This window comes from Pseudomonas sp. SDO5522_S412 (assembly GCF_054071215.1).
The window spans coordinates 19707-34350 of sequence record NZ_JBSVWQ010000054.1 but is presented as its reverse complement, the minus strand read 5'-3'; the positions used below and the strand labels follow the sequence as shown (position 1 = coordinate 34350).

General features: G+C 61.3%; 11 protein-coding genes. 6 read left to right on the top strand and 5 right to left on the bottom strand.

The genetic code is table 11. The annotated features are described in order from the left end of the window. Positions 1-199: 199 nt before the first annotated feature. The gene (locus ACW9I6_RS14210) at positions 200-1126 is read right to left on the bottom strand and encodes a carbon-nitrogen hydrolase family protein (RefSeq protein ID WP_178912356.1); all 927 of its coding nucleotides are present in this window, start codon (positions 1124-1126) and stop codon (positions 200-202) included. A 109-nt stretch (positions 1127-1235) separates the two neighbouring features. Continuing rightward, on the bottom strand, positions 1236-2120 hold the full coding sequence (locus ACW9I6_RS14205) for a LysR family transcriptional regulator (RefSeq protein ID WP_457339464.1): 885 nt from the start codon (positions 2118-2120) through the stop codon (positions 1236-1238). A 119-nt stretch (positions 2121-2239) separates the two neighbouring features. Between ACW9I6_RS14205 and ACW9I6_RS14200 the strand changes: the two genes are divergently transcribed. From ACW9I6_RS14200 to ACW9I6_RS14190, 3 genes are all read left to right on the top strand, one after another. Then, positions 2240-3628, top strand: coding sequence for a M20 family metallopeptidase (locus ACW9I6_RS14200; protein ID WP_457339463.1), 1389 nt, complete (start codon positions 2240-2242; stop codon positions 3626-3628). A gap of 66 nt (positions 3629-3694) precedes the next feature. Further along, entirely contained in the window at positions 3695-4984 is a 1290-nt protein-coding gene (locus ACW9I6_RS14195; protein WP_102369251.1) for an MFS transporter, read from the top strand. Positions 4985-5039: 55 nt separating this feature from the next. Beyond that, positions 5040-5957 carry a LysR family transcriptional regulator gene (locus ACW9I6_RS14190; RefSeq protein WP_087694394.1) on the top strand — a complete coding sequence of 306 codons (918 nt, stop codon included), beginning with the start codon at positions 5040-5042 and terminating at the stop codon, positions 5955-5957. On the opposite strand, the gene ACW9I6_RS14185 is transcribed toward ACW9I6_RS14190, so the two are convergent. Further along, a complete protein-coding gene (locus tag ACW9I6_RS14185) occupies positions 5932-6183 on the bottom strand; it encodes a hypothetical protein (protein ID WP_003217960.1) in 252 nt (83 codons plus the stop codon). The genes ACW9I6_RS14190 and ACW9I6_RS14185 overlap by 26 nt on opposite strands. Before the next feature lie 175 nt (positions 6184-6358). On the opposite strand from ACW9I6_RS14185, the gene ACW9I6_RS14180 reads away from it, so the two are divergent. Beyond that, on the top strand, positions 6359-6679 hold the full coding sequence (locus tag ACW9I6_RS14180; RefSeq protein ID WP_003217958.1) for a DUF883 family protein: 321 nt from the start codon (positions 6359-6361) through the stop codon (positions 6677-6679). 40 nt (positions 6680-6719) lie between these two features. On the opposite strand, the gene ACW9I6_RS14175 is transcribed toward ACW9I6_RS14180, so the two are convergent. Next, positions 6720-7757, bottom strand: a complete 1038-nt coding sequence (locus ACW9I6_RS14175; RefSeq protein WP_177029466.1) for an Ldh family oxidoreductase — start codon at positions 7755-7757, stop codon at positions 6720-6722. Positions 7758-7927: 170 nt separating this feature from the next. Here ACW9I6_RS14175 and ACW9I6_RS14170 point away from each other — a divergent pair, with 170 nt between their 5' ends. After that, positions 7928-13042 carry a dermonecrotic toxin domain-containing protein gene (locus ACW9I6_RS14170; protein ID WP_457339462.1) on the top strand — a complete coding sequence of 1705 codons (5115 nt, stop codon included), beginning with the start codon at positions 7928-7930 and terminating at the stop codon, positions 13040-13042. 41 nt (positions 13043-13083) lie between these two features. Here ACW9I6_RS14170 and ACW9I6_RS14165 read toward each other — a convergent pair whose 3' ends face one another. Then, positions 13084-13353 carry a PepSY domain-containing protein gene (locus ACW9I6_RS14165; protein ID WP_003217951.1) on the bottom strand — a complete coding sequence of 90 codons (270 nt, stop codon included), beginning with the start codon at positions 13351-13353 and terminating at the stop codon, positions 13084-13086. A gap of 152 nt (positions 13354-13505) precedes the next feature. Between ACW9I6_RS14165 and ACW9I6_RS14160 the strand changes: the two genes are divergently transcribed. Beyond that, positions 13506-14501 (top strand): FecR family protein, encoded by a 996-nt coding sequence (locus ACW9I6_RS14160; RefSeq protein WP_457339461.1) that lies wholly within the window; start codon positions 13506-13508, stop codon positions 14499-14501. The last annotated feature ends 143 nt before the right edge of the window (positions 14502-14644 follow it).

Sequence of the window (14644 nt, the reverse complement as noted above, 5' to 3'; positions counted from 1 at the left end):
GACGCCGGTTTAGCCGCGCCGGGCCATGGATGGCCCGTCGCGGCGGCCCGCGGAGCAATGCCGGAGTGAGGGAACACCGAGCCTAGGCGAGGTGCCGACAGGCGGGGCAGAGCCCTTTGCTTACTTTGGGGCTTTTCCAAAGTGAGCCGCTGTAAGAGCGGAACCATAAGCCGCCGTTACCGAAGAAACGGATATGTACTCAGTCAACAATAAACCGAACCCCCGCCCTAACCCGCTCATCCACGATCAATTCGAAAATATCCGGCCGGGCATAATGCCCAACCACATCATAGTCATACCGCGCCCGCACCAAATCATCCGTATCAATCCGCGCCACCAGCAACCCCGCCCCACCGAGCAATGGCCCGGCAAGAACGTCCCCCATGGGCCCGACAATCACACTGCCCCCCGCGATCAGAGGCCGATCCACCGGCCAGTTCGCCACCTCCACGCCCAACGCCTGGGGTGACGCCTGCACCTGACACGCACTCACCACAAAACACCGCCCCTCATGGGCAATATGCCGCATGCTCACCTGCCACATTTCCCGCTCATCCACCGTCGGCGCGCACCACACTTCAACACCCTTGGCGTACATCGCGGTGCGCAACAACGGCATCATGTTCTCCCAGCACACGGCGCCGCCGATGCGCCCTACCGCGGCATCAACCACCGGCAACGTCGAACCATCACCCTTGCCCCAGATCAGCCGCTCAGTGCCGGTAGGCATCAATTTGCGATGCCTGGCCACCAACCCGCCCACCGGCTCGAAATACAGCACCGTGCAATACAACGTGCTGCCACTGCGCTCGATCACGCCCAACACCAGGCTCGCCCCGGTGCGCGCCGACAAGCCGGCCAGCGCTTCGGTCTCCACACCCGGCACATCAATCGCATTGGCAAAATACCGCGCAAAGGCCTCGCGCCCTTCAGGCAGGCGATACCCCAGCTGGGTGCCGAAGCCTTCACCTTTGGGATAACCCCCGAGCAACGCTTCCGGCATCACCACCAGTTGCGCACCGCTGCGCAGGATTTCGTCCTCGTAGGACAGGATCTGTTCCAGGGTCTCAGCCTTGCCACCCGGCAAGGAACCAATTTGCAGCGCAGCCACAGTAGAAACAGGCATCACGATCACTCCGTATCAATGGGGGTTGCCCATTCTCCGGCCAGCGGCAATCATGAATAAAGCCCGCTTCGCTGCTAACTGATATGAGCCATATGAATATCATCATCCATCAGTCAGCGTCCTTCAGGAATCCGACAAGACTCTCGATAAACCGCTCCAGCGCCACCGGCAAAGCACGCTTGGGCATGGTCAGGACTTGAATCGCCCGGTCTGAAAACTGCGGGTCCGACAGCGCAACCGAGGTCAGCTCGTCGCTCCCATTCGCCCGATGACTGATCGCCCCACCAAACGCGATGGTGTCCGTGTTGCGAACGAATTCATGGATGGCGCCCGAATAATTGCAGGTCATTACGTGATTGAACGTCAGCCCTTCCATCTGGCAAACCAGGTCGAACAATTGCCGCTGGGTGGAGCCTTTTGGCGTCAGCGCCAACGGGTAAGCGGACAGCGATCGAAGGGACAGTTGCCCGACCGCCGCCAGTGGATGCCCCACCCGCATCACCGCGCGGATCGACGAGCGACTGGAATGCCGCACTTCAACCCCTTCGACCGGCTCGGTACTGAACACCAACCCCACATCGGCTTCGCCGCGTCTCACTTTATCCGCGCATTCGTGAGGCGACATCACTTCCAGCACATACTGGAAAACGGGATTTTGCTGATAATGCCGGATCAGCACCTGAGGCAGGAAATAACGGGACAGCCCCTCGGTGGACACCAGCCGAACCACTTTCGCGCCCGGATAATCGCCCGCCCGTAGCTCCGAGAGCAGGCTTTGCTCCTCCAGCAAGGCACGCCGTGCGTGATCGGCCAAGGCATTGCCGGCCGCTGTGGGCTGCATGCCCCTTGGCCGGCGCTCGAACAATGGAACCCCGATGGTTTCTTCCAACAGGGAGATCTGGCGACTGACCGCACTGGGCGCGATGTGCAAGCGTTCGCCGGCAGCAGCCAGTGATCCTGTATCGAATACGGCCAGGAAATAACGATAATCCACAGTTTGATTCCTTTACCCAGGGATCTATTTATTAGAAGGCAAACGTCAAAAAACAGCAATATACACACCGATGCATGACTTCTATATTGGATTGAACCTCAGCCCGCACCGGAACTGTCATGTCCAAGCAACAAGCGCTCGCGAATGTTCGCCAGTACCTGGCCGAAGGCCATTTTGAAGCCGATCTGCGTCGCAGGATCGCCATTCGCAGCGAAAGCCAGAACCCCGGCCAGGCGCACGAACTGACGCGCTACCTGCAACAGGAAATACAACCAGCGCTGATCGCAATGGGTTTTGAATGCCAGATGCTCGATAACCCGTCGAGCGCCGGGCCGTTGCTGTTCGCCTCACGCCACGAAGGGGCTGATTTGCCCACGGTATTAACGTATGGACATGGCGACGTAGTGCTCGGGTATGACGAGCAATGGCGCGAGGGCCTCAGCCCTTGGGCGTTGAGCGTGGAAGGTGATCGTTGGTATGGCCGAGGCACCGCGGACAACAAGGGCCAGCACAGCGTCAACCTGACTGCCCTCGAGCACGTCATCAAGCAACGTGAGGGGCGCTTGGGCTTTAACGTCAAAGTGCTGTTCGAAACCGGCGAAGAATGCGGTTCTCCCGGGCTGCGGGAGATTTGCACTCTGCACCGGGAGCTGTTGCAAGCCGATGTGTTCATCGCCTCCGACGGGCCGCGCTTGAACGACAGTCGCCCGACAATATTCCTCGGTTCCAGAGGTTCCGCGTTGTTTTCCCTGGAAGTCAACGCACGCGACAAGGGCCTTCACTCCGGTAACTGGGGCGGTGTGATGTCCAACCCCGCCGTAGTATTGGCCAATGCGCTAGCCAGCCTGGTGGACAAGGACGGTCGTATTCGCTGCCGAACGCTGGTGCCTGACGCCATACCCGACTCCGTACGCGAAGCCATCCGCGACTTGGACATCCATCCGCGCTCTCTGGGACGGGAACTGGATGTTGATTGGGGCGAGCCTGGCCTGACCCTGGGTGAACGACTCTTCGGCTGGAACACGGTGGAGATCCTTGCGTTTATCGCAGGCAATCCGACCAAACCGGTCAACGCCATTCCACCCCGCGCCACCGCGCATTGCCAGTTGCGATTTGTGGTCGGCACTGACTGGCAGAATCTGCAAAAGCTGCTGCGCCAACACCTGGATGCGGAGGGGTTTCAACAGGTCGATATCGTGATTGACCGTTGCACACCGGCCAGTCGCCTGGACCCTGACAACCCTTGGGTACGCTTCGCCAAACAGTCGATCGCCGATGCCACCCACCGGCCCGTTGCCGTGTTACCGAACCTTGCAGGCACCCTGCCCAACGATATTTTCGCGGACATATTGGGTTTGCCCACCTTGTGGATACCGCACTCCTACCCCGGGTGTTCACAACATGCTCCGGATGAGCATCTGTTGGGCTCGGTAGTCCTCGAAGGGCTGCAAATCATGACCTCGCTGTTCTGGGACCTGGGTCACCTCGCCCCCTTCAAACCACAATAAAAAATCGGGGTCCGCCGACCCTTTTTATCTGCCGCTCACCCCCTTATAAAATCAGGAGCGTCAAGAATGACAGCGTTATCGTCCCCCACCGTTTCACCCACGATCGCAAAGGCCACGCCCCTCTGGAAACCCATTGGCGCGGCCTTGATCGGTAATACGCTTGAATGGTTCGACCTGTCGGTGTACGCCTATTTTGCGCTGACCATCAGCAAGGTATTTTTCCCGGCCGCCGACCCGGCCGTGTCGCTGTTCCTGGCCTTCGCGACCTTCGGCCTTTCATTTCTTATCCGGCCGCTGGGCGCTGCCGTGCTCGGTTCCTATGCCGACCGGCAGGGACGCAAGAAGGCGTTGACGCTGTCCATCATGCTGATGCTGATAGGGACGGCGATGATTGCCGTGATGCCCAGCTATGCAACTATCGGGATTATTGCGCCGATCGGTATTCTGTTCGCCCGCCTGCTCCAGGGTTTCTCCGCCGGTGGTGAGTTCGGCAGCTCCACCGCGTTCATGATGGAGCATGCACCGCAGAAGACCCGTAACTTTGTCGCGAGCCTGCAGTTTGCAAGCCAAGGCTTTGGCGTGGTCATCGCCTCATTGTTCGGCTACTTCCTGACCATCAGCCTGAATGATCAACAGATGTTCGACTGGGGTTGGCGCGTGCCGTTTTTCTTCGGGCTGATCCTCGCCCCGGTGGGCCTGTACATCCGCCGCACGGTGGATGAGTCGCCCGATTTCAAGGAAAGCCAGCCGGGCTCACGGCCGTTGCGGGAAGTGCTGCTCTCGCAGAAGACCTTGTTGCTGGTGGCGATGGGCGTGCTGATCGTGTCGACGGCGTCCAACTTCATGATCAAGTACATGCCGTCTTATGCCTCGACCACCTTGGACATTCCCCAGTCCACAGGCTTCCTGGCCACGCTGACGGGCGGGATCATCCTGACCGTGGTGACGCCGGTTGTAGGGTTCATCACCGGTTATGTCAGCCGGATCAAAATCATGTTGTGGGCCTCGAGCATCTACATCCTCGTAATCTTTCCGGCATTCGCCTGGCTCAACAGAGTACCGAGCGCCACCTCGTTGTTGCTGGTGGTGTCGATGATGGCGTTGATCAAGGCCGTCTACTTCGCCCCACTGGCATCACTTATGGCCGATGTATTTCCCGTACGCACCCGGGTGACCGGCATGTCACTCAGCTACAACCTGGCCGTGACGATATTCGGTGGCTTTGCACCGGTGATTGCAACCGGGTTGATCGCGCTGACCGGCTCGCAGCTGGCGCCGAGCTTTTACCTGATAGCGGCGGCTGCCCTCAGCATTGGCGCGCTCGTGGTGGCAAAGAGAACATTGCGCCTGGTGTAGCACCTGGCGGGACGTTATATATTCAGGGCATATCCAGTCACATGATATGAGCCTGATGAATATCGCCAACGTCGATCTCAACCTGCTGAAAACCTTCGAGGCCCTGCACGACGAATCCAGTGCCAGCCGTGCCGCCCTGCGTCTTGGCGTCACGCAGTCGGCGATCAGTGCAGCCCTGCGCCGCTTGCGCGATGTGTACGGCGATCAGTTGTTCGTGCGTACCGGCCGGGGCCTGGCGCCCACCTTGCGGGCCAATCAGTTGAAGCCGGTGATCAGCGAAGCGCTGGATCGCTGCCGCCAGAGCCTGGCGATGGTGGATCCCCTGGGCAATCACTATCAGGGCCGTTCGGTGGTGGTGGGGTTATCGGATGATTTCGAAATCGCCTACGGCCGGCGGCTGATTGAAGAGATTGCCCGGCGTGCGCCAAAGCTGCGGTTGATGTTCCGCCAGACCCACAGCCAGATCGTTGCCGACGCCCTGCTCGACCGCAGCCTGGACCTGGCAATCACCGCCGGCGGGTTTGCAGAGCGCCGGTTGAGCCGGCAGGTATTGGGGGAAGGCCATTACGCGTGCCTGGTGGACCCCGACAGCCTGGCGCCGGGACAACAGGCCATCGACCTCGACGAGTTCGTCAGGCGCGAGCATGTGCTGGTGTCATCCGGCGGGTTTATCGGGATCACCGACGAGGGCCTGGCCGCGCAGGGGCTGAGCCGCCACGTAGGTGCCTCGACCACGCACTTCGCGGCGCTGCCGTTCCTGCTCAAGGGCAGCCAGGCGGTGGCGACCATCCCCGGCCATGCGGCCCAGGCCATCGCGCAGATGACCGGACTGAGGGAGCTGCCTTGCCCGCTGGCGCTGCCGCGTTACCCGGTGGAGCTGGGCTGGCGCACCCAGGCGCAACTGGATCCGTTGCTGCTCAAGGTGCGCGAGGCAATCGAGGCTTGTTTTACTTCGCCGCCATCAGGCGATTGACTTCACTGCGCACCATGTTCGAGAACTCCGGCGGTGACATGCCGTCCAGTTCTGCACGCACCCATTCGGCCCATTTGCCCTTGCGCTTGGCGCGTTCGCCAAACAGGCGGGCGGCCTCACCCTTGGCCTTACCCAGGTTGCTTTGCCAGAGGTCGTAGAGACGGGACTTTTCATCTTCCAGCGCGGCGCGCTCGGCGAGGGGCTTGTTGGCCAGATTGAAGCTCATGTTGAATTACCTGCTGCACAAATAGGTGACATCTTACACTGTAGGTTGAAATTTCCTGGCCTGGATTTCTCCTAAGCTGACCACAGGAAAAAAACTGCAACTTTTGCCCGCTTCAAACACTCCATTCTTCATCAAGCGCATTCATTGCCACATTCACCCGCAAGGAGTTAACCCAATGGCTCGCAAATCTGCCGCCCAAGCCGTCGAAGACCAAATCAAGGACCAAGCCTTCAGTGAACTGACCGCACTGATCGAAGAATCGGACAAGCTGCTCAAAAGCAGCGCGTCACTGGTGGGAGAAGAAGGTGAAACCCTGCGTGAACAGGTCGCCATCAAGCTCAAGCAGGCGCTGGACTCGGTGTCCAATGTGCGCGAGCGCAGCAAGCCGGTGGTGGATGCCACCGAAACCTATATCGGTGGCCACCCATGGCAGACCGTGGCGATTTCCGCCGGGTTTGGCCTGGTAGTCGGCCTGTTGCTGGGCCGCCGCAACTGATCTGATGCAACGGCTGCGCCCTCCCCGGGCGCAGCTCGCTTCAGGCCTGTGCCAACACCCGCAACCGACTCAATTCCTGCGTTTCGATCTCAATTCCGCCTGCCTGCGACTTCGCCCGTGTGCGATGGCGCCGATCCCCCGGTAAACGCCGCAACCCTGCCGCATGCATCTGTCGCACCAGCTCCTGGCTGCGCTCGGCGAAGCTCTGCCCGGCGGTCTTGCTCGGGTCGATCACGATCAGCAGTTGGCCGGTCCATGGGGTGCGGGCGCCGGGGTGATCGGACCAGTTGAACTCAAACGAGAAGTTACCGCCCGTGAGGGCCGCGGCCAGCAGCTCGACCATCATCGACAGGGCCGATCCCTTGTGCCCGCCAAACGGCAGCAGCGCGCCGCCTTCGAGGATCGCCTTGGGGTCCTGGGTCGGTTGGCCGAGGCTGTCCACGCCCATGCCGGGTGGCAGGCGTTCGCCCTTGCGCGCGGCAATCTGCACGTCGCCATGGGCGATGGCGCTGGTGGCCAGGTCAAACACGATCGGCAGGCCATCGGCGCGGGGCGCGGCGAAGGCAATGGGGTTGGTGCCGAACAGCGGGCGGTCGGCGCCGTGGGGCACCACGCAGGTCATGCTGTTGACCACGCTCAAGGCCACCAGGCCTTCTTCAGCAAAAGGCTCGACATCCGGCCAAAGCGCCGCGAAGTGGTGGGAATTATGGATCGCCAGCAAGGCAATCCCGGCACTGCGGGCCTTTTCCACCAACAGCGCACGGGCGGCTTGCAGTGCGGGCTGGGCGAAGCCGTTAGCCGCATCCACCCGCACAAACCCGCTGGCCACATCCTCGACCACCGGCACCGCCTTGCCGTTGACCCAGCCACTGGCCAGGGTCGAGACGTAACCGGGGATACGGAATACACCGTGGCTGTGGGCACCGTCGCGCTCGGCGCTGGCGCAGTTCTCGGCCAGCACCTGGGCCACATCGGCCGACGTACCGTGGCGGACAAACACCTGGCGCAGCAGGTCGGTCAATTGCGCATAACTGAGTCGCTCTGATGAAGACTCGACATCCAAAGGCGATGCAGACATCTGAAGCTCCCGTTTAATTATTGGAATGGGCAACAGCGTACAAGAATCGGTCCGTCGATTAGACAGGGTTTGCCCCATGGCTGTCGACAGGGAGCGCCAGACATATCTAGCCCCTCGTGGCGCCAGGCCTGGATAGGTTGCAGGCACGCAACTCTTCAAGGATCAGGATGATGAGCCACACCCCTCTCCCGTATTTTTTCCCCGAAGCCATGCGCGTGGGCTGGAGGGCGCTGGACCGTGAGCGCCAGCTGAACATCGACAGCAGGGACATCGAGTTTCTCGGCAAGGTGTTTTTTGCCAGCGATGCAGGCCGTCGCCAACAGTCGCCGCCAATGATCGCGCAGCGCATCTGGTTGAATAAAAGCACTGCCAATGCCGTCGAACTGGCCGGCAGCTTCATGATGAGTTCAACCAGCGCCTACCCACATGCCTGGCTCTACACCCCGTACGGCGGCCTGGAAAAATTCGACAGCCCCGCCCACTTGCTGACAGCACTGACCGAGCGCTTGAAAACCCCGGACAGCGCCACGCAACTGCTGTACTTCCTGCCCTTGCAGCAACAACCATCGCCGCTACTCGACAACCGACTGGTGCTGACACCGGAGGCCATGCTCGACGACGTATTGGGTGAACAGGAAAAAACCCTCAGGCGCTATCAGGAGAATAATCGCCAGGCGCTGCTGGCGGCGTTGAAACAGTTGCCCGCCCTCGGCGCCCTGCTTTCAAAACTGCTCGAAAGCGTCTGCCGCCCACTGTTCCCCGGGCTCAGCCCCGGCGAAGCCCACGTGAGTTTTTTCACCATACAGCCCGTTGGGTACACGGTGCCTCGCTGGATCGACTCGCTGCAACTCAATGACGCGGTGCTGTTGTACTACCGTGAACAAGCCTGGCCCGCCGGGCAAACCCGGGAGTTTTTCCACCCCAAGCGGCCTGCCGACGCCAAGGCCCGCGACACGCAGCGTTGGGAAACCGCGATCAAACAAGCAGCCGGCCAACTGATCCCGTTCCTGCACAGTGCACTGGAGACGTTCTGGAACAGCGAGATCGCACCGGGCGTGTCGCGTCGGGCCTGGTTCGCCCGGGCCATGGCCGCCAATGCGCAACTGGATCTGCTGTTCAAGCGCCAGCAATCCATCATCAGTCCGGAGCAAAGCCGGGCATTGGCAGCGCTGTACTCTTCCCGGGGTAACGAGGCCCCCCCGAACAGCCAGACGCTGCGCGTCGAGAACGTACAGATCTGGGAGCAGCCGAGCAACGCCGTCGAGCTGGCCAGCACCTTCATGATCGGCAATTCGCAGACCTTTCTCTACACCCCCGAGAAGGGCCTGCAGGTGCTCGGGACCTACGACGATCTGATGGACACCCTCAAGGCCATGGTCAAGGCACCAGGCTATGAAGACGACCTCTACAACCTGATGTCCCTGGAGGAGCGGGCGCTGTTTGTAGGGTTCAAGACGCCGCAGTTTTCCGGCATTCCTATCGCCGGCAATCTGTTTGAGCAGGTGCTCGAAACCATCATCGGCAAGCAGCAACAGAACCTACGCTACGCAATCGACCTGTACCGACGCACCCGCGCCGGCATTGACCCCTCCGCCTTGCTCGACTACGCGCTGGATGTGCGGTACATGATCGACAGCCACCTCCCGGGCCTGGATACCGCGGGACGCTGGACGCCTCATTCGGTACTGGCCGACCCGACTCGCCCGGTGTCGCTGGCCGCCGAACGTGCCGCCCTGCTGCAAAAGCAGATGACCGATATCCAGGACACGCTGGCAACCCAGGTGCGAGCGCAACCCACATTGGCCAACACCGTCAATCAGGCGCTCACCGCCGAGTTCAACCGCCGCGGCTTGGCTGGCCACGATCCCGGCAAGATCTACGTCAATCGCTACGCCGCCAGCGCAAGCGCGACACCCGCCACTGCGCCCCTGGAAAGCCAGAGCCTGCGCAGTTACTTTCTTGCGCGCCTGATACACAAGCGCGGGCCGATTCCGCAAACGCCGCACTATGGCCTTTACGCCAGCCAGGTCGATGGGGCTGTCACACCGCTGGGCGGCCTGGACATAGCGCAAGCCAACGCAGTGCTCGATGCCGCACTGGTCAAGTTTCATCACTCCAACATTGCCGATATTCCCCGCGAATACCTGGAACAGCTCAAGGCGCCGATGGCCCATGCCATGGCGGTGGCGATCCAGGGCGAAGCCAGGCTCAGGCGCCTCAACAACAGCCTGGACGCGCGTGATGAGGCGATCGCGCAGACGGTGTTTGATCTTCAACACCCTGATCGCCGCCGGCGCCAGGGCCTGGGTGGATTCATCCCGGATGCCTATGCGTTGACCGTCGAACCCGAGGGCCTGACGCAACGGGTGCCCCTGGCGCATTGCTTGATGCTCACCGAACGCGGTGGCCTGGCCCCGTCCCACTCAGGCCGGGCCGTGCTGTGGACGCCGGCGCGCGGCCTGGAGAGTTTCGCCAACGTCAGCCAATTGCAGACAGAACTGCAACGACGACTGGCCGCGCCGGACCTTCGCAGGCAGCTACTGGCCAATCTCGACCCGCGCTATCTCAAACCGCACCAGGCCTGCGCACTCGGTCAGTTCATGCTGATCAACGGCGCGGTCGCACAGCACTGCCAGCAGTCCTGGATTGATCATTACAGGGCACAACGGGCTCACTGCCTCACCCTGACGCTCTCAGGGGACGCCTTGCTGAAGCGTCTCGGGGGGCTGGAAAAGGCCTTGCCGGCCAACGACCTGGGCCATGCCTCACAAATCGCCCAGACCTTCATGGCACAACAATCACTGCCCGCCTGGCTGGGGATGGCGTCTGTCAGCCAACAGCGTCGCCATGTCGAAATCCTTGAGCAATACCGCCACAGCCTCACGGACGACAAGGACTACCTTGACGATTTCCTGCCGCTGCCAGCGTATATCGGCAGCAAGCTCATCGACTTGTTGCAGCCCTATGACGTGCGCCCGCAAGACGTCTACATCCTGCCCAAGCTGGTATTGGCCGGCCAGCGGCAGAACCTGGTGGACTACGCCCTCAATCACGTCAGCCAGCAAGCTGCTGCATTCGATGTCGAGTCCACAGCCGCCGGCCTGACACCTGCTGTGGTGCGCCAGATCCTCGCGCGCCTGCCCCTCAAGCAGGACCACCAGGCTTGCCTGGTCGAAAAACTCACCCCGGGCAAGCCGGGCGCAGACGTGCGGGAGCGCCGGTTTATTCGGCAACTGCCCTGGCAACTGTTGCAAAATGCCCACGCGCTGAGGCTGCAGGAACTGTTATCACCCGCGGGCCTGAGCCTGGTCGAACAGGTCCTCGACATGCCGGACGCGCTCGCCCGCGCAGCGGTCGAGGGCGCGACCTCGACAGTGCGTCCGCTGGAGTTGATCGCCACGGCGGGGGCCCGGTCCATCAAGGCCCTTGGGGTCTACTTGATCAGTGCCGTCGAAAGCACTCCGCTGGTGATGTATGCGCCCTATGGGCCGCAACAGGCGTTCCAGGAGTTCGACAACGAAGCCGATTTGATTCGCCGGCTCAACCTGCCCGGCCCCTTGCAGGACTGGGTGATCGGTCGCCTGCCAGAGGCTGAGCAAGCCACGTATAGACACCTCTGGGCCAGCACGGTCGGGGGAACTTCGGAAATCACCCTGGGGGCCAATCCGATCAAGGGCCACGCGCTCAAGCAGTTGTACCGCGACAACATCGGATTGATCTCGAACCTGTTTGAACAGCAATCCCAGGCCAACGGCCGGTCAGCCTGGGACACCCTCAAAGCCTTGTTCAGCAGCGGACTGCAGCACGCGCAGGCGTTGCTGCCGGGCAAACTGATGGTGCCGCTGGTGATCTGGCAAAGCTACAAACTGTTCCAGGCCTCTGCCGAAGACTTGCAGCAACACCGCTGGCGCGAGGCGCTGCAAACCTTCATCGGCGGTGTCGCGCAAATGGCTTCGATCCGCGCATTGATGGATGAACCCTCGACACCAGGCACCGCCCCCGCGCAACCCGCGCCGACGCAAACGGCCAGTGCCTGGCACGACATCGACGTCACCGCCCGGGCCCGAACCCGGCTGCAAGCGTACGAAGCCTGCGACATCAGCCTGGAGGGCCTGACGGCAGGCAACACGGGCGTCTACACAGCGACGGACAACCGGCATTACCTGCCGTGCGCAGGCAAGGTCTACCGCGCCAGGCAGGTCGAAGGCCATTGGCGGCTTTTCAGTGCACGGTCCAAAGGACCGTTTGTACGCCTGGATGCCAACCGCAAATGGACCCTGGACCCGGGCGCATCGGTTCGCCGCCACGGCCCCGGATGGAGTGCAATGATGGACCGCCGTGAGGTGCGGACAGCCGTGGACCAGGTGATGAACGTCGAGGCCCGCGGCCTCGCCGAGATTCGGCGTGTGTCGCCCTCCAGGGCCCAGGCGATCGTCGAAGCACTGGACCTGGCAACCTTCTACCTGCACAACTGCCAGCAGAACCTGAAGCTGCTCGACCACCAGTATCCGCCCGTGACCCGGGTGCATCGCTTCATCAACCGCTTCTTTGGCATCCCGATAGACGCCGACACCGGCCCGGCCAAATTTCCGCCAACCCTCGCGCAAAAGCTCATGGACACGGTGACCGACATTCTCGATGAGGCGCTGGAGCCGGCACTCTACTCGCTCAATTCCCGGCGTTTCGTCTCCGGTGCGCATATTGCCGAACCCGAACGGCATTGGGCGTTTACCATCGACGGCGACCCGGATCGACGCATCTACCTCACTGAAAACTTCTTCAACCCCCCTACGGCCGATTTCGAAGGGCGCCTGATCAATCACTTCGACCAAAGAGCCCATGCCCGCGCGGCCACCTTGATTCATGAGTTGACTCATATCGTGAGCAATACCGCCGACGTCGCGTACCTCAATTCCACATCACCTTTTTCCGACCTGATTGAAGTACAGACCCAAGCCGGTCGCGTTCTTCAGGACTGGCTGCGCAACGTGCAGGAGAATGCGTACTCGATCAACACGCCTGTTGGGCAATTGTTCAAATCAACGGACGCGTGGGGGCCTACCGGATTCGACTTGGGGACCGACCCGGAAGATGACTACATCAGGCAGCAGATTCTTGCCACGACCGGAGGCGTGGACTTGAGCAATGCGCGGGGAATTTTCAAAACCAACCTGACGCGGCGGTTCAACACACAGATGGATAACGCCGACTCACTGACCTTGCTGATCACCACCCTGGGGCGCCAGTTGGACCCCGTGCCTTCGATTGCCGAAGCCACACCGTAACAGACAGGGTGCGGACCGAACGCCCGCACCCGTCAGTTCATTCAGTCTTTCTGATCGCGCAACACATTGCCCGACTCACCATCGATGCGGAACTCATAGACCACGCCATCGGCCTTGCGCCCCTCACCTTCCCAATAGCCATCGTTATCGGCTTCGATCTTGTAGATCTGGACGTAACCAGCCTTGGTCTTGGCGGTCTCGATGGCTTTTTCGATGGTGATCCAGCCTGCGCCCGGTTTGTCCGCCAGGGCGGCTCCAGCACTGAGCAAGGCGGTGGTTGCGACAACGGCGGCTAAGGTTTTCTTAAGCATTTTCGTGCTCCATTAGGGAATGAGTGTTACCGGTCCTGAATTTTTTAGGGCCCTGCAGACGAGAATTAGTTCCAATTGATGTGCATTCGCCATGATGGCTGTTCTCGCCGTCCTGCTGTGGAGGTTAGAATGTCGGAAATCAGGATGAGTTAATGACAGATAAGTCCCTATCAGAAGCCGAATATGACGCCATCACCGATGCCGCTGCGCACTGGTGCATGCGTCTGCACGCTGGCGATTGCACGACGGCGGAGCGTCACGCCTTCGAGCAGTGGCACGATGCGCATCCACTGCATGCCTTCGAATACGCCGCGATGCTGGAAATCTGGGACGTCGCCGATCACTTGCCCCGCAGCGAGCCGGCCCCCGTCATGGCGCGACGACAACCTCGCAGCCGTTTGAGGAACTACGCGGTAGCGGCGGCGATATGCCTGGTGGCCTTGCCACTGGCGGCCTTTACCGGCTGGGAAGCGGGCTGGCTGCCCAGCTCGTACAACCATTACGAAGCTGAAAACAGCTTGCGCCTGGTCACCCTTGACGACGGCAGCCAGGTTGAACTGAACCTGGGCACCGAATTGGTCTACAGCAATTTCAAGGATCAGCGCCGGGTTACCCTGAAAAAAGGCGAGGCGTTTTTCAAGGTCAGCCATGACGCGCAGCATCCGTTTATCGTCCACGCCGGTGACGGCCAGGTTCGGGTGACCGGCACTCAGTTCAATGTCTGGAAATACGAAGACCATGTGCGGGTCATGCTGCTGCAAGGCTCGGTGCTGGTGAGCAGCGACGACGCCCACAGCGGCCTGCGCCTGTCACCCGGGATGCAGGCCAGCTACAACCGTGGCGATGCCAGCCCCCAGGCCCAGCCAATTGCCCCGGGCGACACGGCCCTGGCCTGGCGTGAAGGCAAGCTGATCCTCGACAACCTGGCCCTGGCCGACGCGTTGCCGTTGATCAACCGCTACCTGAGCAAACCGGTGATGCTGGCCGACGCCGGCACCGGCGCGATCCGCATTGGTGGCATCTACAACATCAACGAGGTGTCCAACCTCGTCCCCTCCCTGCCCAAGGTCCTGCCGGTCTACCTGACCCAGAACCAGGACGGCAACCCTGTACTCAATTCGATTCCGCGCAAAACCCCAAAGAGCTGAGCCAGGGTCATGGGCCTGCGCCCTCCTCCCGGATGCTGCCTGCGTCAAATCGTCCATTTTTGAAACACTTGCACCGGCTGAGCTGACAGCCGGCTGCGGAGTGCCGGGTTTACGGCGCGCAGTGTTTCATCCCTGAGACACCT

What these genes read in the sequence shown, in the direction of transcription:
- ACW9I6_RS14185 (WP_003217960.1), bottom strand. Translation starts at nt 6,183, where the DNA reads ATGAGCTTCAATCTGGCCAACAAGCCCCTCGCCGAGCGCGCCGCGCTG.
- ACW9I6_RS14200 (WP_457339463.1), top strand. Translation starts at nt 2,240, where the DNA reads ATGTCCAAGCAACAAGCGCTCGCGAATGTTCGCCAGTACCTGGCCGAA.
- ACW9I6_RS14190 (WP_087694394.1), top strand. Translation starts at nt 5,040, where the DNA reads ATGAATATCGCCAACGTCGATCTCAACCTGCTGAAAACCTTCGAGGCC.
- ACW9I6_RS14180 (WP_003217958.1), top strand. Translation starts at nt 6,359, where the DNA reads ATGGCTCGCAAATCTGCCGCCCAAGCCGTCGAAGACCAAATCAAGGAC.
- ACW9I6_RS14160 (WP_457339461.1), top strand. Translation starts at nt 13,506, where the DNA reads ATGACAGATAAGTCCCTATCAGAAGCCGAATATGACGCCATCACCGAT.
- ACW9I6_RS14170 (WP_457339462.1), top strand. Translation starts at nt 7,928, where the DNA reads ATGAGCCACACCCCTCTCCCGTATTTTTTCCCCGAAGCCATGCGCGTG.
- ACW9I6_RS14175 (WP_177029466.1), bottom strand. Translation starts at nt 7,757, where the DNA reads ATGTCTGCATCGCCTTTGGATGTCGAGTCTTCATCAGAGCGACTCAGT.
- ACW9I6_RS14195 (WP_102369251.1), top strand. Translation starts at nt 3,695, where the DNA reads ATGACAGCGTTATCGTCCCCCACCGTTTCACCCACGATCGCAAAGGCC.
- ACW9I6_RS14210 (WP_178912356.1), bottom strand. Translation starts at nt 1,126, where the DNA reads ATGCCTGTTTCTACTGTGGCTGCGCTGCAAATTGGTTCCTTGCCGGGT.
- ACW9I6_RS14165 (WP_003217951.1), bottom strand. Translation starts at nt 13,353, where the DNA reads ATGCTTAAGAAAACCTTAGCCGCCGTTGTCGCAACCACCGCCTTGCTC.